The 20,118-nt window shown below is 44.8% G+C and carries 18 protein-coding genes; 6 read left to right on the forward strand and 12 right to left on the reverse strand.

Features of this window, described 5'->3' with window-relative positions; genetic code table 11:
* Positions 1 to 55 precede the first annotated feature (55 nt).
* Entirely contained in the window at positions 56 to 1,297 is a 1,242-nt protein-coding gene (locus tag AACL30_RS10080; protein ID WP_339056560.1) for a glycoside hydrolase family 10 protein, read from the forward strand.
* An 11-nt stretch (positions 1,298 to 1,308) separates the two neighbouring features.
* Here the strand turns inward: AACL30_RS10080 and AACL30_RS10085 are convergent, their stop codons facing one another.
* From AACL30_RS10085 to AACL30_RS10100, 4 genes are all read right to left on the reverse strand, one after another.
* Entirely contained in the window at positions 1,309 to 2,877 is a 1,569-nt protein-coding gene (locus AACL30_RS10085) for a hypothetical protein (RefSeq protein ID WP_339056561.1), read from the reverse strand.
* Positions 2,878 to 2,984: 107 nt separating this feature from the next.
* Positions 2,985 to 3,782 carry an IS21-like element helper ATPase IstB gene (istB, locus tag AACL30_RS10090; protein ID WP_339058365.1) on the reverse strand — a complete coding sequence of 266 codons (798 nt, stop codon included), beginning with the start codon at positions 3,780 to 3,782 and terminating at the stop codon, positions 2,985 to 2,987.
* Positions 3,779 to 4,957, reverse strand: a complete 1,179-nt coding sequence (gene istA / locus AACL30_RS10095) for an IS21 family transposase (RefSeq protein WP_339056344.1) — start codon at positions 4,955 to 4,957, stop codon at positions 3,779 to 3,781. Before istA (AACL30_RS10095) ends, istB (AACL30_RS10090) begins: the two co-directional genes overlap by 4 nt.
* A gap of 62 nt (positions 4,958 to 5,019) precedes the next feature.
* Positions 5,020 to 5,835: a hypothetical protein gene (locus tag AACL30_RS10100; RefSeq protein ID WP_422389543.1), complete on the reverse strand. Its 816-nt coding sequence runs from the start codon at positions 5,833 to 5,835 to the stop codon at positions 5,020 to 5,022.
* Here AACL30_RS10100 and AACL30_RS10105 point away from each other — a divergent pair.
* Both AACL30_RS10105 and AACL30_RS10110 read left to right on the forward strand, forming a co-directional pair.
* A complete protein-coding gene (locus AACL30_RS10105; RefSeq protein ID WP_339056562.1) occupies positions 5,812 to 6,228 on the forward strand; it encodes a type II toxin-antitoxin system RelE/ParE family toxin in 417 nt (138 codons plus the stop codon). The two genes, AACL30_RS10100 and AACL30_RS10105, sit on opposite strands and share 24 nt — an antisense overlap.
* Positions 6,225 to 6,527 carry an addiction module antidote protein gene (locus AACL30_RS10110; protein ID WP_339056563.1) on the forward strand — a complete coding sequence of 101 codons (303 nt, stop codon included), beginning with the start codon at positions 6,225 to 6,227 and terminating at the stop codon, positions 6,525 to 6,527. The genes AACL30_RS10105 and AACL30_RS10110 overlap by 4 nt, the downstream gene beginning before the upstream one ends.
* A gap of 21 nt (positions 6,528 to 6,548) precedes the next feature.
* On the opposite strand, the gene AACL30_RS10115 is transcribed toward AACL30_RS10110, so the two are convergent.
* The 6 genes from AACL30_RS10115 to AACL30_RS10140 form a co-directional block, all read right to left on the reverse strand.
* The gene (locus AACL30_RS10115; RefSeq protein ID WP_339056564.1) at positions 6,549 to 8,039 is read right to left on the reverse strand and encodes a terminase; all 1,491 of its coding nucleotides are present in this window, start codon (positions 8,037 to 8,039) and stop codon (positions 6,549 to 6,551) included.
* Positions 7,984 to 8,550, reverse strand: a complete 567-nt coding sequence (locus tag AACL30_RS10120) for a hypothetical protein (protein ID WP_339056565.1) — start codon at positions 8,548 to 8,550, stop codon at positions 7,984 to 7,986. The genes AACL30_RS10115 and AACL30_RS10120 overlap by 56 nt, the downstream gene beginning before the upstream one ends.
* A 490-nt stretch (positions 8,551 to 9,040) precedes the next feature.
* Entirely contained in the window at positions 9,041 to 9,571 is a 531-nt protein-coding gene (locus tag AACL30_RS10125; RefSeq protein WP_339056566.1) for a KilA-N domain-containing protein, read from the reverse strand.
* 270 nt (positions 9,572 to 9,841) lie between these two features.
* On the reverse strand, positions 9,842 to 10,300 hold the full coding sequence (locus AACL30_RS10130; protein WP_339056567.1) for a lysis protein: 459 nt from the start codon (positions 10,298 to 10,300) through the stop codon (positions 9,842 to 9,844).
* Positions 10,293 to 10,811: a lysozyme gene (locus tag AACL30_RS10135; protein ID WP_339056568.1), complete on the reverse strand. Its 519-nt coding sequence runs from the start codon at positions 10,809 to 10,811 to the stop codon at positions 10,293 to 10,295. Before AACL30_RS10135 ends, AACL30_RS10130 begins: the two co-directional genes overlap by 8 nt.
* Positions 10,808 to 11,005: a class II holin family protein gene (locus AACL30_RS10140; protein ID WP_339056569.1), complete on the reverse strand. Its 198-nt coding sequence runs from the start codon at positions 11,003 to 11,005 to the stop codon at positions 10,808 to 10,810. The genes AACL30_RS10135 and AACL30_RS10140 overlap by 4 nt, the downstream gene beginning before the upstream one ends.
* A gap of 289 nt (positions 11,006 to 11,294) precedes the next feature.
* Here AACL30_RS10140 and AACL30_RS10145 point away from each other — a divergent pair, with 289 nt between their 5' ends.
* Positions 11,295 to 11,549, forward strand: coding sequence for a hypothetical protein (locus tag AACL30_RS10145; RefSeq protein WP_339056570.1), 255 nt, complete (start codon positions 11,295 to 11,297; stop codon positions 11,547 to 11,549).
* Between the two features lie 65 nt (positions 11,550 to 11,614).
* Here the strand turns inward: AACL30_RS10145 and AACL30_RS10150 are convergent, their stop codons facing one another.
* Positions 11,615 to 11,950 (reverse strand): hypothetical protein, encoded by a 336-nt coding sequence (locus tag AACL30_RS10150; protein ID WP_339056571.1) that lies wholly within the window; start codon positions 11,948 to 11,950, stop codon positions 11,615 to 11,617.
* On the opposite strand from AACL30_RS10150, the gene istA (AACL30_RS10155) reads away from it, so the two are divergent.
* Together istA (AACL30_RS10155) and istB (AACL30_RS10160) are read left to right on the forward strand one after the other, a co-directional pair.
* Complete coding sequence (gene istA, locus AACL30_RS10155; protein ID WP_339056344.1) at positions 11,949 to 13,127, forward strand: IS21 family transposase; 1,179 nt, start codon at positions 11,949 to 11,951, stop codon at positions 13,125 to 13,127. The two genes, AACL30_RS10150 and istA (AACL30_RS10155), sit on opposite strands and share 2 nt — an antisense overlap.
* Complete coding sequence (istB, locus tag AACL30_RS10160; RefSeq protein ID WP_339058365.1) at positions 13,124 to 13,921, forward strand: IS21-like element helper ATPase IstB; 798 nt, start codon at positions 13,124 to 13,126, stop codon at positions 13,919 to 13,921. Before istA (AACL30_RS10155) ends, istB (AACL30_RS10160) begins: the two co-directional genes overlap by 4 nt.
* Before the next feature lie 34 nt (positions 13,922 to 13,955).
* On the opposite strand, the gene AACL30_RS10165 is transcribed toward istB (AACL30_RS10160), so the two are convergent.
* Positions 13,956 to 20,102: a TcdA/TcdB catalytic glycosyltransferase domain-containing protein gene (locus AACL30_RS10165; protein WP_339056572.1), complete on the reverse strand. Its 6,147-nt coding sequence runs from the start codon at positions 20,100 to 20,102 to the stop codon at positions 13,956 to 13,958.
* Between the last annotated feature and the right edge of the window lie 16 nt (positions 20,103 to 20,118).

Consider the following 20,118-nt stretch of genomic DNA (forward strand, 5'->3'; position numbering starts at 1 on the left):
ATCACGATGATGACTACACAGTTAAACTAAAAAATGGTCAAAAAAGTGTCACCGTATGAAATATTATAAATTTACAATCGTTATACTGTTATCTTTACTCATTTCAGCATGTTCGAAATCGGTTAAATCTGAAAATACAACCCATTTACGCGCCAGTTGGGTTGCTACAGTAGAACAACTAGATTGGCCTAAATCTGTACCCGTTTTCACTGCAGATCGTATTGCGACGCAAAAAAAAGAATTGATTGCGATATTGGACGAATCAGTCAATATGGGTATGAATGCCATAATATTCCAAGTCAAACCTAATGCAGATGCATTTTATCGTTCCAATATTCTTCCTTGGTCTGCTTATTTAACCGGAACCTTAGGTCAGGATCCGGGTTATGATCCGTTAGATTTTATTATCAAAGAAGCCCACAAACGCAATCTTAAATTGCACGTTTGGCTTAATCCCTATCGCGTTGCTATGGATACCAGTAAAAAGACTATCCATATGCTAGAAAACACGCCACCAAAGGCACCAAAGAGTGTTTATAGCAGCCACCCAGACTGGATCAGAACGGCTTATAACCTTTTCGTGCTTGATCCCGGGATCCCCGCCGTGCGTGCTTGGATTGAAGACATTGTTACTGAAATTGTGAGCAATTACGATATCGACGGTATTCATTTTGATGATTATTTTTACTATGAATCAACAGATTCAACTGTAAATGATGAAAAAACCTATTTGGCCTATGGCACTGCATTTAGCAATAAAGCAGATTGGCGCAGAAACAATACCTATTTGTTAATCCAGCAGTTATCAAAAAAAATAAAAACACTTAAGCCGCATGTCGAATTTGGCATTAGTCCTGCTGGAGTATGGCGAAATAAAAAAGATGATCCTAAAGGATCAGACACTCAAGCAGGTCTCCCGAATTATGATACGGCCTATGCCGATACTCGCCGATGGGTTCAAGAAGAATTAATTGATTATATCGCGCCACAAATTTATTGGCCTGTTGCTAGAAAAGAGGCATCTTATGATGTGATTGCAAAGTGGTGGGCAAATGTTGTTCAACCCACTAAAACACGTTTGTATATTGGGATGGCACTGTATAAAGTTGGAAAATATAATGCATTAGAGCCCGATTGGTCGATAGATGGCGGCGTCCCTGAAATAAAACGGCAATTAGATTTGAATGAATCAATACCAGAAATACAAGGCAGTATTCTGTTTCGGCAGGGTTTCTTGCAAGAGCCGGAAACCCAGAAAGTAGTTGAATATATTAAGAAGAGATGGCGCGGGCTCTAAGAACAATACAGTTAAGTTAATGGCAGCAAATGAGGCATTGGTATCACGGCTCCTTCGTCGTTAGCATTGTTATTATCGGTATTGTTATTGCAGGTATTGTAATAGCTCGCCAGTTCGGCGACGGTAATAGATCCATGGGTAAAAATGAATTCTAGTCGGCTGTGGGCGGTGTTTTTTCGTAGATCGAAAACATCATTTATGATCAACATTTGATGGGTGATAAACAGTAAAAGGTGCTGCCCCTTGCGGGTGATAGTATAACCCATTGCCGCAGGTTGCTGAGGCAGATGACAGTGTAAAAATCCCATCCCCCGATGAGCAATTTGTAGCACGGCATAATTCAGTGCGGCGATATTAACAGTAAAATGTTGGTGATTTTTTTGTTCTCGGCTGCCGATAATTAATAAACGGGAGATCCCATCAATATTGAGCGCATAAAAAGCGTCAACCGTATTTTGCTGATCAGCAGTTTCAACCTGATGGTATTTTAAAATCAAGAGCTCATCGAGGCGTTGATAAACCGCATTATGATTATCAATAAAGCTATCATCACTCGACGAAGACATTTTTAACAAAAAACTCTGCCTATGGGTAGTAAAGTAAGCCGCTTGATCTTTTTCACTGAAACCAAGGTATTGTGCAGTGCTTTCATTATAAGGAGGGATAAATAAATGATGGCTTTGTGGATGATACCAGCCATGCTGGTTGCTTTTGAGTGGGATGGATATGATTTCTGGGCAGATATATTTTTTACTCAGTAAACTTAAGGCCTGTTTTAACATTATCGCGTCTAAATCCCCTGTAGCACTGTAGTATCGGTCACTAAATGTCGTATTGACGCCTAACAGTTTAGTTATAAATGTGGCCGGTATATCATCATTATTATCTCCCTTACTAATATCAAGGATGAGCCCATTTTGTGTTACTACATTGATATGACCTTGTTGTGCTGCAGATGCGCTAACACAAACATCATCACTGGGGAATATGTCTGTTGGCAATAACACCAAAGGGGGTATTTCAGCCGTCGTGAGTAAACGACTATGCTTAAAGAGCGCGACACTGGTATCGGCATTAACCGAGGGTAAATAGCCAATGGTTAACTTGTCAGGGTATTTGCTTAAGATCCAAGCACTTCGCTGATCATCGGTGATACCTAAGCAGCTGAGTTCTACAGTAGGTTCACTGCTTTCTTTATAAATAAATAAATGATTAGCAATAGTATCATACCAAACCGGAATAACTGTTTGGCCATCGCTGTGTAGCAGATCAGTGATAGATAAAATAGGCGCAATATGAATGGTTTTCTTTTGTTTATTGCCAAATAAAGAACCTGTTTGCGCTTGCTCTTTAAATTGCCCAAGATACATTTTCAAGATCGGCAACCAATTTTGATACAGTATTTGCCACGCCTTGCCCAGGCTGTGTAAGCTGAGTTGCTCCTGTTCGATTAAATCAAGTGTGAAATGGTAACTGTGCCCATTTTTCATGCTGATTGCGACACCTTGATGGATCCCGGTAATACTCAATACATCAGCGCTTAGCAAGCCAAAATTATTTAATGACACCTCTTGTGCCAACGCCTCTCCTTTTTGTCGATATAGTTTGTAGAACTGGTGATGATTATCAGGTGTCAACGCTACTTTAGATTGACCACTTTTTGCTACTTTAAAATGTCCAGTTTTTGCTAATTTTCCTGTTGGGTTTCTATTCCAGGCGCCTGGATAATATCAGTCGTTTTTATAGGCAACATGCCTGCTTTGCGTTTATTTTTGAGTCGATAGCTTTCTCCTTTAATATTCAATGTGGTTGAATGATGTAAAAGCCTGTCTAAAATCGCAGTTGCTAAAATGTGATCACCGAATACGTCCCCCCAATCAGTAAAACTTTTATTTGATGTGAGAATGATGCTCGCCTTTTCATAACGACGGCTCAATAACCTGAAAAATAGGCTAGCTTCTTCGCGATTCATCGGTAAATACCCGATTTCATCCAGTATTAATACCCTGGCATAGCACAGTTGCTGAAGTTGGCGTTCCAGACGGTTTTCTTGCTTTGCCTTCATTAAGGTACAGCAGAGTCTATCCAGAGGCATAAACAATACCCGATGCCCAGCTGTAGCTGCCTTGACAGCCAGCGCTATCGCCAAATGCGTTTTCCCTACCCCAGGTGGGCCTAACAAAATGACGTTTTCATGATGTTCGACAAACCTCAGCCCCGCCAGCTCGCGGATAATTTTCCTGTCTATACTTGGTTGGAAAGTAAAGTCAAATTGCTCCAAGGTTTTTATCCACGGCAAACGTGCTTGTTTTAACCGCGATTCCAAGCCTTTTTGGTGACGCCCGTTCCATTCCTGGGCTAATGCCTGCTGGAGAAATTCACGGTAGTTCAGTGCTTTCTTGGTGGCTTCTTCACATAAACTCTCCAACGCATCGCCCAGGTAATCCATTTTTAACCGTATCAACAAGTTTTCCATTTCCATCAGAGTAGCTCCTCATACACACTGAGCGAACGAGACGCTACTCGATTGACCTGTTGCCAAAGGGCTTGATGATGTTCTGGCACCTTTTGCCAGCCCTGCGTTACCTCCTGCAAGAGATGCGTCGCGAGCAGTTGCTCATCGCCGTAAATACGTAGCGTATTATCTAAACCGATACGAATATTAACCGCACGACCACACCAGAATGAAGGCACGCTATAGCGATTACCTCTGACATCGATATAGCTGTCCCATGCCACTTGTCGTAGGTCGAAGTAGCTGGTATCGAAATCAGTCGCAGGGAGTGGCATCAAGGCTATTTTTTCCTCAGCAAAACGATTTTCCGGTGTCTGCTTGAATTGACGAAGATGACGCTGGTCTGCCACTTTCGCCAGCCACATCGCTAGCAGTTGATTAACATGAGCGAAACTCTCAAACTGACGGTAGCGAGTGAAAAAATTGTGTTTAACATAGCCCACCATCCGTTCGGTTTTGCCTTTCGTTTGCGGTCGATAAGGCTTACAGGCGCGAGGGCTAAACCCATAGTGATTAGCCAGTTGCAGGAAGCCCGCATTGAACTCGATGTGGCCATTTTGTCCATGTTTGATAACAGCGGCTTTTTGGTTATCTACCAAGACATTTTTTACGCTGCCACCGAAGTAATTGAAGCTGCGAACCAGCGATTCATACGTGTGCTCAGCATCTTGCTTAGGGGCAGCAAAGACATGAAAGCGACGCGAAAAACCGAGCGTATTAACGGCAAAATTAACCGTACAGGCAGAGCCTGCCACCTCAACGATGATTTCTCCCCAATCGTGTTGAAGTTGATAACCGGGGAGGGTTTCAAAGCGTACCGTGTTTTTCGAGGCCCTGAGCGGACGTTTGGGATGTATATAACGTCGGAGCATCGCACTCCCACCCCGGTAGCCTTTTTCACGGATTTCCTCAAAAATAACCGCCGCATTCCAAACCTGTTCACTCAACCTTGAATCGATGTAGTCTTTAAAGGGCTCGAGTTTAGCAACCTGTTTTTTACCGCGTTTTGCTGTTGGCGGCGCAGGATAGCTAATGTGCCGTCTCACCGTTTTTTCTGAACACCCTATCTGATGGGCAATATCAACAATAAATGCCCCCTGTTGATGGCGTTGTTTTATCATGTAGTGGTCCTCTCTTCTTAGCATGCTTATTTCCCTCATGGCTTTGTCACCACAAAGGAAACTGCATTCTGGCTTGAGTGGACAAATTAAATTAGCAATTTACGGTCTTTTATCATTAGCGCTGACAAATGTTTGATATTGAGTAACGCCAGATTGAGTAGCGGCGGGGCACCGCACATAAACCCGGTGCGTTTGCTGTACAACGTGACCAGCGGGATAACCGGGCAGGAGGTAACCCAGCTATCATGCAGCCTCCAGCGTTCCACGCCGTCGGCCTGTGTCATTTTACGGTAGAGTTCAACCCGCCCGGGGGTCAATTTGCGAATTTGTTCGATTTTCTGCGGGTGATAGGGGGCAGTCTCGACCACAATCTGTTCTTTGATGCGCAGTTCCGTCAATTGACACTGACCCTCGGAATGGCGCGATTGCCAGCCAATCACCTGACGCGGATTAATCAACACCGCATAGGGGCGAGCCCCGCGGGCTTTCTCCTCAGCACGGGTTTTCAGCGCCCCCACGCGGGGATAATCAACCAACGCATGCGCCACGCCGTATTGCAGCGCCAGGCTAAAATACGCCTGTGCCCACACATCCAGCCGGTTGCCCTGCAAATCCATATTGTGGCAGTAATCGACTATCACCGCGGGCGTGGCCTCACTTAATTGCGTCGGCTCAGAAAATACCCGCCCCAGGTTATTTTTCAGCGTTTCCTCGTAAGCCGGCAGGAGTGTGGCTACCGCGAGACGTTGTTGGTAGCGCTGTTTATCTTCATGAGGCCAACGCGGTAAATAGCGCTCGCCCTGCTGCCGCAGAAATAAGGTGCCACCCATCAAGGCATCGTTAATGTCCCAGGCGGCCAGCAAGCTGTTGTAATCGAGATGGGGTCTAGCAATATCTGGCATGATGGTGTTCCACATGTTCACGATAACCCTTTATTCGTTCATCGTACTCTTGATAAAATGTCTCTTTTGAAAGACAATCACCCGATGATCCGATTAAAAAGAACCGATAAATTTATTACTTGGTACAAAGGTCTAAAAGACAGCCAAGGTAAGGCACACATCGTTACTCGCTTAAAACGTGTTACGCAGGGCAATATTGGCGACGTACGCCCGGTAGGAGAAGGTGTCAGCGAAATGAGAATTCATTTTGGTCCTGGATATCGGATCTACTTTGCACGTGAAGATGACATCGTCCACGTATTGTTATTGGGGGGCGATAAAAAAAATCAGCAACGCGACATTACCCAGGCTAAAGCCCTGTGGGCAGCGCTTAAACGGAGTACGCTAAAATGAATAAAACGCCCCGTATTGAATTAAATGATTTCGATCCCGCTGAACTGCTCGATGATGATGAGACCATCGCTCACTATTTAGCTTTGTCTGCCGAAGACGCCGATCCAGACGTTTTTCTGAGTGCGCTGGCTGACGTGGCTCGGGCACGCGGAATGGGTCACATTGCCAAGAAAACCGGCTTAAGTCGTCAAAATTTGTACAAAGCATTTAAACCTGGCGCCAATCCACATTTTCTGACAGTGCGTAAAGTCATGGATGCATTAGGTGTCCCCTTCACTGCCCAGGCAAAAAATCATTGAGGTTAAACCTGCATCCCTGATTTACAGTCTTAAGGGTGTCACCTGCCCGCGGCGTAGACGGCAATTCTGTTTGGCGACAGCAAAATAGCGAAAGGCATCGGCGGCATGGGAGCTGGCATCGTGCAAGGGCTTGTCTTTCCAGCAGCCATGCTGGTTATCCCAGGCCTTGCGGTAACGCTCCAGGTGACTCAGCCCCTGTTCACAAGTCACGCTATCAAAGGCACAGCGCGGCAGGATTTCCCGTACCGATTCAATGCCTTCATCGATACTCAGTCGCGGCACCACTTTAAAATTGAGGCGGTAAATGTCACCGTCGAGCACATAGCCTTCATAAGCCCGTTGCCGACGGGTTTTGCCGTCTCCGGAAAATTCGCGGTGCTCAATATCGTGCGGTGCCCAGTGTTCGCCATACGGATACGCCCGTGCTTTCAGCACCTGCAGGTAATGCCGCAAGCCTTCACCGCTGTTTTGGTAATAGTCGATCAGGTGAAATTCACTGCCGACCTCCCGCACAAACCAAATCACCGTGGCATCACCCACGCCTAAATCCCAAAAGGTGTGCACCGGCAGGTGCGGGTTAGCCGGTAAGGTACCAATGCGCTGATGTTCATAGAGATAACGAAACTGATGAGTATAATAGGCGCCTTCAATCGATTGCTGAAAAGCTTCCGCGGGGATTGACGGGTATTCGCGCATCATGTCCTCACCCAGGGTCGATGCTTTGGCGTGATACCAGGCTTGTTGTTCCTCTGTCAGGGTAATCCTGTTCTTGGCCTGAAAATCGCTAAAATAAGCCTGTAAACGCCGCGGCAGCGGACGACGCAACGGCAAGGCATACTGCGGGTTTTTCCACCAAGGGAAAAAGAAGAATTTCCAATCCAACTGCCCTAAGGGGCGGTTGCTAAGTAAGGTTTTTTCTGCCGTTTGACAGTAATCGAAAAAATACCCTGTCCGCCCCTCGGCAGTCGATTCAATGGTGACAACCCCTTTGGTCGCCACCGCTTCAAAGGCGCCGGTGACAATTTCACGGGCTTTTTCGGGAAACGCGGCGCAAATCTTACCGAATTCAGAAATATGCAAATAACGCAAGGTGCCGCCGCGAAAAGAGGTGCTGATGTACAGTGAGCCGCCGTTGCTAAACACCAATTCCCCTGCCGAATCATTGCGCGCTGGATTGGCCTGCTTTAACAGTGTCGGCAGATTATCGTAGGCGTATTTTACCTTCTCGCGAAACAACCGTTTAGCATCGTTTAAGGTATGCGCAATTAAGGCACATTTGGCTGATTCAAACAGCGCGGCATCCAGCTGAATCAAACAGACCAAGGTGGTAAAGCCCAGCTGGCGGGCTTTCAAAATGATATTGCGGGTATGCATGCCAGTGAAATAGTCACGCTGCGGGGCGGTCATGGTAAAGCGGATTTTGCCGCCTTGTTTATCGGTAATGGAGTACAGGTGGTTAAGACGCCACAGCCGATCCGCTAATTTTGTTTTCAGACCGGGGTCGATTGCCATGTGCATCCCCTTCCGCAAGCTCTTTCATCCATTGCGCCAGCGCGTTATCCGTGCCAGGGGTGGCCTCGTGGTTTAAATTATATGCCTCGCGCTCGCCCTTAATCAGTTTCAGCTGCGCCTCCACCCCGGCGCTAAAGGTGCGAGCCAGCGCGGTATGATTGTCTTCGGTGATAACCGTGTCCATAAGGAAGCCTTTGAGGTTAGCCGCAATTTGCCGCCAGCCGGCTAAATCAATCCGATGAGACAAAACGACAGAAGCCGCTTCATCCGCCGCGGCGTGGATAATGTCGGTCTCCGTTCGCACGGTGGGAGCGTGCAAACCCCCTTTGCGAACCAGCTGAATGTGGGTGGCTGTCTTCACTTTATCCGTCAGGTCACGCAACCAATGGCGTTGGATCGCTTTTTTGCGGATAGCGGTGTCACTGACGTGATAGCGTTTGCCGATAGCGCGAATGGACAACGACCCCGCGCGATACGCCGCTTCGATGGCCTCCCAGTCCGGTGTTGCCATGGTGGCTCCTGTGTTGATGTGATCGACATGTTCTGTCGTTATGTCGATAAAAGTGAAAAAAATGAACATGAAGAAAGGGAGTGACACAGTGCTAACGGGGGGATTTTGCCTTCTGAAAATGACCAATAAAATCATAAGGGTAAATAGTGTAAAAATTCCCCCTTTTATTCATTGGTAAAATAGCACCATTTTTATCAATAAAATCAGTGAGTACAAAATTGTGCCCCTTAAATGCTAATGCGCAGGTTTAAAAGAGGCGCTAGAAACCATTTAACATAACCCACTGATTTTATTTCAAAGTGTATTTTCGCACTTTGGTAGCAGCTCAATCTATTATCAATGCAATCCGTCTCTTCAACATAAAAGCGAGCAGTTGTCTTCATAATGAAGATGACTTATCTCCATCTAAGCTATGGATTTCACCTCCGAAAATGACGAAGGCTCCCAAGGGTCGGATTTGAAATCCGCTATTTTTCTGCTGATTTGCATTTCATGATGCTAAACCAGGTATCAATAACTGCGCTTCTTCTATCATTCTTTGTCTCGTCGTCTGCAACACGGCCTTTCTCCCACCGATCCCCCACTGACGCATTTTTCGTGCACAATCACTGATAGTTTTCTCCTCACCATGAATCACATGATCAAGACGGTTAATGCGATTCATCACATTCATGCCGCGCATGACGACCTCACGGAAAGTTTGATAAACCTTGAACTCAAAAGCCGGTGATAACCATGCTGCATAGCGAAGAGTAATCAGCTCATGTGCCCATATTCCACTGTTTTTACCGCCATTTTTAATGATAAGTATATGATTTTTATCCAGAGTGCAATTTAGCATTCTCACGGCTTCATCAATATATTTTTCAATTCCGTCGCTTTTTCTAAACTGACTCGGAACTTGCCATTTTTTAGCAAGCCCAGCCTGAAGTGCCGCTCGATGTAGGTCATTGAGATTGTACATTCCATTTTCATTACTGCGAACATAAGCATTTTCAATGACAACGGTTGGATATTTCATTACGTTGTTCCTGTTCAGCAATGAACCCTTATCACACAGAAATACCAGCCCAAGAGGATACGCCTACCACTACTGGCTTCCTCAAGGATTCATTCCTGAAAAGGTTCTTGGTATTAATGCGCGTGTGAAGCACAAGCATAAAAAAACCCACCGAAGTGAGTAATTGATTACGTATTAATTAATAGAGGTGATGCCATTTTGTTGCATCGTTCTAAAGGGTCGCATTTCAAATGCGCATGCTGTATCTACTTATCTTATCTTTTCGAGGGTTTATTGCGCCAAACAGACTTGGGTAATGTAGTCCTGTAATCCCTTGATTTGCTGGGTGACTATTTCAATTCCGTTTCGGAGACGGAAATAAGCGTGGACAGCGGTATCGTCAAGTCGGGCACCGGCAACATCATCCAGGCGGGCGGAGGCGGCGGTGTGGGGCAATTTTTCACATCGGGCAGCGAACTGCAACCGACGCTGGCCAGTATGAACAGCACGTTCAAGCGCCGCAATTTGTCTGTTGGCATCATTGAGTTCCTGCATGTGTTGGCTATCGAGTACAGCGAGCTGCTGATGCTGCTTTTTCATGCTTTCCATCGTCATCCACGCATTATCGCGTTCATGGAGTAGTGCTTTAATGGCATTGTCTTTTTTTGCTGATTCAGCGTGATAATAAATAGCCGTGAGACTCACGAGCAGAATGAGACTCAACAGGATAAAAAATAATCGATTAAACATCCCTCCCCCAACAGGTCAGCTCACTTTCCTGCGCGCGTCTTATCACTTGACCCGCACAATTATTGGCACGAAGGCGACAATCTTTACCGCCATCGAAAATCCAGCGCTTGATTTCTGCACAGGCGCCTTGATAGTCACCGGCATTGAGTTTGCGATAGAAAGTGGACGCCGTGCATTTACTCGCGCCAAGGTTATAAGGACAAAACGAAGCAATACCGGCTTTCTGCGCCTCGGTTAACGGCAGCTTGATATGACGCTCTACCCAAGCAATCGCCTTATCCACTTCAAATTGGTTAACTTGCTCACACTGCTCGCGACTGAGTATCATGCCGGGCTTCACCGGCTGGCCATCGACCCGTGTCGCCCCGCGGCAAATCGTCCAAACATGTGCGCCATCGCGATACGCCGTTAGCCGATTGCCTTCTTTTTCCTGCAAAAATTGCGTCAGGATGGCGGTTGTTGTTGCTCCTGCCAAAATCAGTCCCAGCAGGGGTTTGCTTAGCGTGCTCATTTTCCTGCCCTGCTCTTACGTCGGTCTTCTTTAATCTTGAAATACAAATTCGTCAGATAGGTGAGTACCGCCAACGAGACGCCCGCCAGCACACCAATGGCATTCCATTGTTCTGAGCTATCGCTGCTCAGCAAACCATTAAAAATACTCCCGGCGCACGCCGCATAGGTCGCGCCTGTGGTCAGTTTGTCCATGGTTAGTCTCGTCTCTTAAGTGGGAAAGGGAAGATGAAAAATAGCGCCGTCCCCCGTTTACCCTCTCGTGGATAAAAGAATTGAACACTGATGGGCAGGGGGAGGCGCTAAAAGGTGAAAAGGCCGCGCGATGCGTAGCCATTAAAATAAAAGGCTGTCAATAACGTTAAACAATAAACAGGTAATAAAAATTGAAAGGGAAAATTGCTTTTCTGGTGACTATGCTAAATAAGAGATCAAAAACCAGTACCGATTAAATGAGGCTAACCGGAAAACAGGAGGTGGGCAGATGAAAAAAATAAGAACCTGCTTGAATAGTTTATTCGTTATATTATTAGCATTACTCACACCGGCTTGGGCTTCTTCTATTTGTAACGCCACTACGTGGGAGATGACTTTTGTGGGTCTCATCCCCGTGTGTAAGCAACAAAAAATTATTGAACAGCAAGCAACCTCCTTCCATGGAGAAAACCCATCTTCTTCTATGCAAAAACACGAAGAGGAATTCAAAGCAAAAATGCGGAAGGTGTGGCCATGGTGGTAATCACTATTCAGACAATAAAAATTTTCTTCAGAATATTACCGGTTATATTATTACCGGTGCCTGTTTTAGCCTCTCCTGATTGGGGGCTTTCTTCTGATTGGCTCCCTAATGGTTGTACAGCTCGTATGGTACCTCAACCCAGGATATCCCAAATACTCGTAGTCAGATGCCCTGAAAAAGAGACAACAGCACAGAAAACAACAATTCTTACAGAAAATCAAAATGGGTCTCCTACTTCTTCTGCCCGAAGGAAAGAGGAATTGCAGCGATTGAGGAAGATGACGCTTTTTCTGTAGTGTCAGCGCTAATGATAAAAGACCGTAAATTGCTAATTTAATTTGTCCACTCAAGCCAGAATGCAGTTTCCTTTGTGGTGACAAAGCCATGAGGGAAATAAGCATGCTAAGAAGAGAGGACCACTACATGATAAAACAACGCCATCAACAGGGGGCATTTATTGTTGATATTGCCCATCAGATAGGGTGTTCAGAAAAAACGGTGAGACGGCACATTAGCTATCCTGCGCCGCCAACAGCAAAACGCGGTAAAAAACAGGTTGCTAAACTCGAGCCCTTTAAAGACTACATCGATTCAAGGTTGAGTGAACAGGTTTGGAATGCGGCGGTTATTTTTGAGGAAATCCGTGAAAAAGGCTACCGGGGTGGGAGTGCGATGCTCCGACGTTATATACATCCCAAACGTCCGCTCAGGGCCTCGAAAAACACGGTACGCTTTGAAACCCTCCCCGGTTATCAACTTCAACACGATTGGGGAGAAATCATCGTTGAGGTGGCAGGCTCTGCCTGTACGGTTAATTTTGCCGTTAATACGCTCGGTTTTTCGCGTCGCTTTCATGTCTTTGCTGCCCCTAAGCAAGATGCTGAGCACACGTATGAATCGCTGGTTCGCAGCTTCAATTACTTCGGTGGCAGCGTAAAAAATGTCTTGGTAGATAACCAAAAAGCCGCTGTTATCAAACATGGACAAAATGGCCACATCGAGTTCAATGCGGGCTTCCTGCAACTGGCTAATCACTATGGGTTTAGCCCTCGCGCCTGTAAGCCTTATCGACCGCAAACGAAAGGCAAAACCGAACGGATGGTGGGCTATGTTAAACACAATTTTTTCACTCGCTACCGTCAGTTTGAGAGTTTCGCTCATGTTAATCAACTGCTAGCGATGTGGCTGGCGAAAGTGGCAGACCAGCGTCATCTTCGTCAATTCAAGCAGACACCGGAAAATCGTTTTGCTGAGGAAAAAATAGCCTTGATGCCACTCCCTGCGACTGATTTCGATACCAGCTACTTCGACCTACGACAAGTGGCATGGGACAGCTATATCGATGTCAGAGGTAATCGCTATAGCGTGCCTTCATTCTGGTGTGGTCGTGCGGTTAATATTCGTATCGGTTTAGATAATACGCTACGTATTTACGGCGATGAGCAACTGCTCGCGACGCATCTCTTGCAGGAGGTAACGCAGGGCTGGCAAAAGGTGCCAGAACATCATCAAGCCCTTTGGCAACAGGTCAATCGAGTAGCGTCTCGTTCGCTCAGTGTGTATGAGGAGCTACTCTGATGGAAATGGAAAACTTGTTGATACGGTTAAAAATGGATTACCTGGGCGATGCGTTGGAGAGTTTATGTGAAGAAGCCACCAAGAAAGCACTGAACTACCGTGAATTTCTCCAGCAGGCATTAGCCCAGGAATGGAACGGGCGTCACCAAAAAGGCTTGGAATCGCGGTTAAAACAAGCACGTTTGCCGTGGATAAAAACCTTGGAGCAATTTGACTTTACTTTCCAACCAAGTATAGACAGGAAAATTATCCGCGAGCTGGCGGGGCTGAGGTTTGTCGAACATCATGAAAACGTCATTTTGTTAGGCCCACCTGGGGTAGGGAAAACGCATTTGGCGATAGCGCTGGCTGTCAAGGCAGCTACAGCTGGGCATCGGGTATTGTTTATGCCTCTGGATAGACTCTGCTGTACCTTAATGAAGGCAAAGCAAGAAAACCGTCTGGAACGCCAACTTCAGCAACTGTGCTATGCCAGGGTATTAATACTGGATGAAATCGGGTATTTACCGATGAATCGCGAAGAAGCTAGCCTATTTTTCAGGTTATTGAGCCGTCGTTATGAAAAGGCGAGCATCATTCTCACATCAAATAAAAGTTTTACTGATTGGGGGGACGTATTCGGTGATCACATTTTAGCAACTGCGATTTTAGACAGGCTTTTACATCATTCAACCACATTGAATATTAAAGGAGAAAGCTATCGACTCAAAAATAAACGCAAAGCAGGCATGTTGCCTATAAAAACGACTGATATTATCCAGGCGCCTGGAATAGAAACCCAACAGGAAAATTAGCAAAAACTGGACATTTTAAAGTAGCAAAAAGTGGTCAATCTAAAGTAGCGTTGACATCAGGCTCTGTCACACTCCAAAAGTAGTGATTATCTTCTATATACCCTTCGCCTTTGAAGCTGCCGCGTTGTTGGCTGCGGGCATTCGCCGAATCACGTAGTTGTCTACGCTCATCGGTCTCACGCCCTGGCCGCCTAGCGGCAACTTCAAGGGCTGTGGGTATATCCTCTCCCTTAATCGCACTGACCAAGGTGACAAAATATTGCGTATTATTCAAAATTTGGCTATCAATGTTGGCAATGACGTTGCCCATCACGCCATCTAGGCTATTAGCCAGCGGCCATATTAGCCTATTGTTACCTATGGATATCGTCGTGGTCGTCTGTGGCAAAATCAGCTGAGCAATATTGGCATGAGTCGATCTTATTGAAGAAAACTGTGCACCCGCAGATGAGGCTGATGCTTGTTGCGTCATAAAATGATCGAGCGCGGTTAAATTACCCTCGTTAATTAACTTAGTCATCACATCTTGCGGTAACCCCCGCGCTTCAAGCAATGCCAGACTTCCTCTCGTAGATTGAGTATCAATCATATAGATAAGCTGGATCTGCCGACTTATATTGTTTTCTCCATCAATATCGGCAAGATAATAGGTGTAGTTTTGCTGAAATAAAATGCCTTTGCTTAATACATGGGTTTGGACGATTTCTGAGGTGACTGGGGCAGGGCGGCCTATCATGCTTGCTGTACGCTGCGTGGTAACCGGTAAATGAATGGCAGGTAAATACAAATGTCGTAACTTTTTCGTTTGAATATCTGACATCCAAAAAATGTTTTTGTAGATCGTCGGCTCAGGTTGACCATTAGCCCGTTGGAATGTAATAGCAAGATCGCCACGATACCAAGCAGAAGTTTGGTTATGGAAAATCAATACAACATTACTGCGTTGGCTACTATCGTTGAAAATAGTCTGGTCATTATTTGCCGTATAGAGTAATGCAGGTTGGCTGAGTGGGTAAAAATAGTCGTTAATATTTTCAAGTTCATTGGCTGCATTGCCGATATGTCGCTCCCCTTGTTGCCTATAGTTATCGAGGCGAACCCTGTTAATAGCATAACGGTGATGAGTGCGCTGTTGTCGCAAATAGTTTTGTATTGCTATCAATACGCTTGCTTCGTCAATACTTTCTTGTTGGTTTGAGCTGATGTTCAACTCAGTAAAATTAATACGACAAAAAAGCGTTTGCTGTGGTTTCCACTCAATGGCTCCCTGCGGTAGGTTCAGTGTGATTTTCGTTTCTTCACTATTTTTAACACTAATGGTGGTGATGACTTCTGTCATGTATTCGCCTGCCGTTGTCGGTGTACGACAAAAAAATTTCAATAGATGGCCAGCAGGGAATTCGGTACTGTGACTAGATGTCATTTCAATATCATTAATATGGCTAACATCAATTAGCCAATTGACTTGATCGTTAACACAATCGATGGTCATGTTGGCTTGGGCGCGATTCAACACCAAAACCACCCACGCCGCTTTTTGTCGCGGAGCATGAAAATGATAATGGAGATGTTCACTGTATATCGGTGGGTTGATTAGCGGGTTTTCTGGTGATCCTTCATCTACCCCTGGGGCAATCAAGTAATAATGCTGATTACCTAATAAAATATCGATTTTGGTATGAAAATAATGCAATTGAAGTTCACTAGGAACTGAAAAATAAGGTACCCGAGAAAGCGCGGCGGGATATATCATAAATGGAAAATCCGCATCTTTTCTGCTGAAAAAGTGCATTGCTTGAAATTCGCTACCATTATTATTTTGCAATGAAAAACTGAATTTTTCATTCATGATAGGATTAATCCGCGCACGAGGTTGTGTCGGTAATACTAGCGTTTTCATTCCTGCTGCATTAACCGGCAGAGCGAGGGTACGGCGAGTGGTTACTATCTGACGCAGCTGGTATAGATTGATATAGTCACTGGGCGATCTTCCTTGTGCTCTCCTCCTTTTTATCCGTTGTCCTTTGGCATCAAACACCACAGCAAGAGAGGTTGCATTTTGCAGATCGACTTGTGTGATCACCGCCCCTTGGCAAGGGACTAATATTCCTTGGTTTAGGGTAAAACCCGCCTGTCGCCACCCCTTTAGCATACTGGTGAAATAGTTAGCAATAATTTTGGCTTTATCGAGTTTATTCAGGTTTTCCACTACTGTGCTTTGTATGATGTACCCCGTCACGGCCAGCGTGATACCAAGGATAAATAATCCGCTAACCAATAGCGTGCTGCCGAGCAAACAGGCAACCAGACTACCGACAAATAAAGAGAGGCCAATGACTGAAAAACTGAGCTGAGTGGTCGCGAGAATACGTTGCCCTTCGTTTTCAGCTTTACTCAATTCAATAGCGCTGAGAGCGACATCAGAGAGGGTTAATGCTAATCCTACCGGTGTTGCTATAAATTGAAACAAGCGTGTCAGGCCAATATTGCCTTTTCTTAATGCTGCCTGTAGTAAGGCCATATCGTGACTAGTATTAAAAGTTACCTGTGTCATCGCCAGATAAGTATGAAGTTGTAATATTTGAGCCAGCTGCGTATTGCCTGGCACTGTGCTGTCATTTCGCAACCAACTTTGTATCGCCATAATTGCAAACACGGCATTGACACCCATGCCTACCGCTTCGGTATAACCAAAAAATTTATTGCTATAACCTTGAGAGGGGTAAAGACATCCATTAGCGACATTGTAATGCTGATGTAAGATTTCATGCTGTTGTTCTAAAAAACGTTTCATTTCAGCAAATTCATCGTTACGGGTTGTCAGTGTTTGTTCTTGCATAACATTATTATGTAAATAATTAATATTATAATTTTTGTTATTTATATCGTAAGTCATGGCTAATAATAGTGGCATGCATTGATCAGCAGGTAAGTGATTGGATACCAGTAATTCTTGGCTCGCCTGGCTAAAGGTGTCGCATAGTGTTATCGGCATACTGATGGAACGACTCAAAGAGGTAGGTGTTGCGTTATGATAGGCTCGTGTTTGGATAAGGTAGCGCTTTTTAGTGTATTTTTCTGCTAATTTGCTATTCCCAACGCTACTTTTTACCGATTTATTGGTTATTTTTGAATAATAATAAAGGGGCGTATGGTCATTATTACCACTTAAACGGCTGAGTGTACTGTTGATTTTATCGACGGTGTGTCGTATTTTTTCTTGATGGGTTGCTAATTCATCGTCAAGTTGCATGCTTTGCTGAGTGGTGCTATCCAATAATTCTTCGATTTTCCCCAAATAAATACTCGTAATAGGCGCTTTCTTACGCCTATCGCGTTCAATAATGCCGGCGGTATTGGGATCACTAAGATCAAGACAGAATAAATCAAATTCATCACACAAATAGCGTTGTTTGAGGCGCTTAAAAGCGGCTTGCGGATCGGTAAACATTTTTTTTATCCGGGCAGTTAATATTTTTTCTCCCCCCGCCAGTTTCAATCCCGTTAACCAGGTTTTGTAATCATCATGATTTTGAGTTTGCCACAAAGCTTGCTGTAAGGCGGCCATATTAGGCTCATCCCCATTAATAATAATGTTATAACGCGGGTAATGTTCACTCATTCCTGCGATCAATGCCATGCTATCGGCCGCCAATAAAACCGCGCCTTTTTTTAGCTCCTCTGTAATATGGATAGCCGTTGTTTCGTCCACATATCCATTCAGTCTTGTTGTCTGTCCAGCGGTAACTTGCATCAGGTGATCGACACCAAATCGTCCCAAGTAAGAGGTACGCAGTCGTCTGCTGCGCATCGGACTTTTTTCCACCCTTGAGATCCGTTCGCTAACAATAGCGCCATCCTCTTGTTGGGTAAAAATAAGTTTTTTATCGCTTTCTTTTACTAATACCCAATTAATTTGCCATTTACTTTGAGGGGCATTAGGGTTGATAGGCTCGCCTGACCATTTACGACCTAACACATCAACGGCGACTAACTTTTCACGCACACTAATGCTGCCGACCGGTATTGTTGCTGTGGAAAAAGCGCGATAAAGATCGTCTATGAATGCGCCTGGTGGGATATCGATAATCGGTTTTGTCGGTAAGCGCGTTCTCGAAACGCCCGCGGGAGCCGCTTCCGTGATGTAACAGGCGGCTATTGATACACGCTCTACTGTTGAAAATAATCCATTGGCTGTTTTTTTCAATAAGCCTTTATTGATCAGCAAACTCACTATTCTTTTACCGCCCAATGCCTGCATAAAGCGGCCGTGGCCTATCAGAATAATGCGGGTACGGCCGTTAAATTCAAAACTGGGCGCAATGTTCACCGCTATTAACTCATCACTGGTTTGTTGATAACAATAGTGGGCGGTACGACTACGGTTTTTATTGTAAAGATAGCGTGCCATTGGATTCACTGAGGCATCGTCTTGCAGTTGTATAATATATTGACTGTCGTAATGACTGTACTGCGGGAAGACATCGTGCGGCAATTTTAAACCTGGCCCTCGTAAACATGAAAGATAAGCTTCTTCAGTAGCAAAAAAAGCCGGCGTGATAGGAGATAAAATTTTATGTAATGATGATCTTAGATCCCTATCAGGCACCGGTAGCACACCGATATCCTCTAACATTGCAGCATAAGCGTGCTTGTAAGCGGTAACACCGCCAATCTCACGGGTACCAGGGATACGAGCGGTAACGATCCCTTCGGAACGATAAGATAATAAAGAAGCGTTATCACCGAGTAGCAGCCTGTTGGTTTGCAAATCTTGGGCAATGTCACTGCTTATTGTACGTGGAATAGGCTGACTGGGATTCAACCCATCAATATTATGCCTGGCAATCACTGCATGAATTTGCCGCAGATGCGTCAAGACTTGATCAATAAAACGACTGTAAGGCGCTGCTATAATGGCTTTGTTATTGCTATCAGCATAATTATATTGAAAATAAGGATCGACGGTGAATTTGCTCAGTGAGGCGAATAGCGGTTGTCCCCGATCTAGAGTAATGATCACAGCCTCTCTGATCCGTTGTACATCCAGAACGTCGATATCTTGTAATTGATCAAGATAACCGCCACGGTTTTTACTGGCAATAATGGCCTGCCGCGCCGGCATTTCACCACGGGAGGCCAGCTCATCTAAAACAATCCTCATGATAATTTCTTGGTTATATTGCCTGGTCGTATTTATTTTACTTAGCCGAAAGAGCAGCATGTTATGCAAATTGGGTAATAAATCGTTATCAAGATAAATTCCTCCATGCTTTTCTAATATTAATAAGCGACTAATATCAGTAGCGGCGATTAAATTACCTCTTGAGGTGAGTTCTTTAATATACAGTTGATAATCGGGAAGATCCTGCATGAGGTTAAAATCAAGCAGATTGATGTTATTAGGCGAATTTACACCTTGGCGCAATTTTTCTAGATCAGAGTAAAAACTGGCGGCGTTGGCTTCACGGATCTTGGCAAGTTCTCTTGGTTTTGCCAGTCCGTTGGCTTCTAAAAATAGGATCACCGCCTGATCAAAAGAAAATTTTTTATTACCAGGCTGGTTGGCGTCATATTGCGACATGGTTCTGGTGATTTCTTTATATGCCATATCTTGCCAATTGATCAGCTGTGTTTTAAATGCTTCGTTACTTCGGTATTCCGCATTTAATGAATGTCTAATTGCTGCTTCTTCTAAACGTCCACAAAGTTCTCCGGCTAGCAATGTGGTAGCATCGCGCCATATATTGATTTTATATTCTTTGCAATTATGCTGTACCCATAATTTGATATAGTCTATTTGAATCGCTTCTAATTTTCCTACAAACATAAAATGGATTTCCTGCGGCACTGGCTCTGATAATATGGCCACGCGCTGCTGGATAGCTTTAAGCAAATGACTTTGATAAAAGGGATAGTAATTACATTTCTCTATCCAATATAAGATGCTAGTTAGCGCTTCCATTTCCGCTTTTGGCGAGAGGGGGTCGCCTACTTGCTTTGTCATCGGAATATTTTGATTTTTATTTTCTGTTTCTTTTTGCTGCACCACATTTTTTTTACTGCTGGCGAGATATTCCATTAGGGCAGAAGCCAATTCCTCTTCACTGGGTTTAGTTAATATAATGAGATTTTTTTCGAGAAAGTCATTTATCTTTTTTTCGAGTTCTGAATAGGTCATGTTATTTACCATTTTT

The organism is Candidatus Regiella endosymbiont of Tuberolachnus salignus, assembly GCF_964020115.1.
Classification (GTDB): Bacteria; Pseudomonadota; Gammaproteobacteria; order Enterobacterales; family Enterobacteriaceae; genus Regiella; species Regiella insecticola.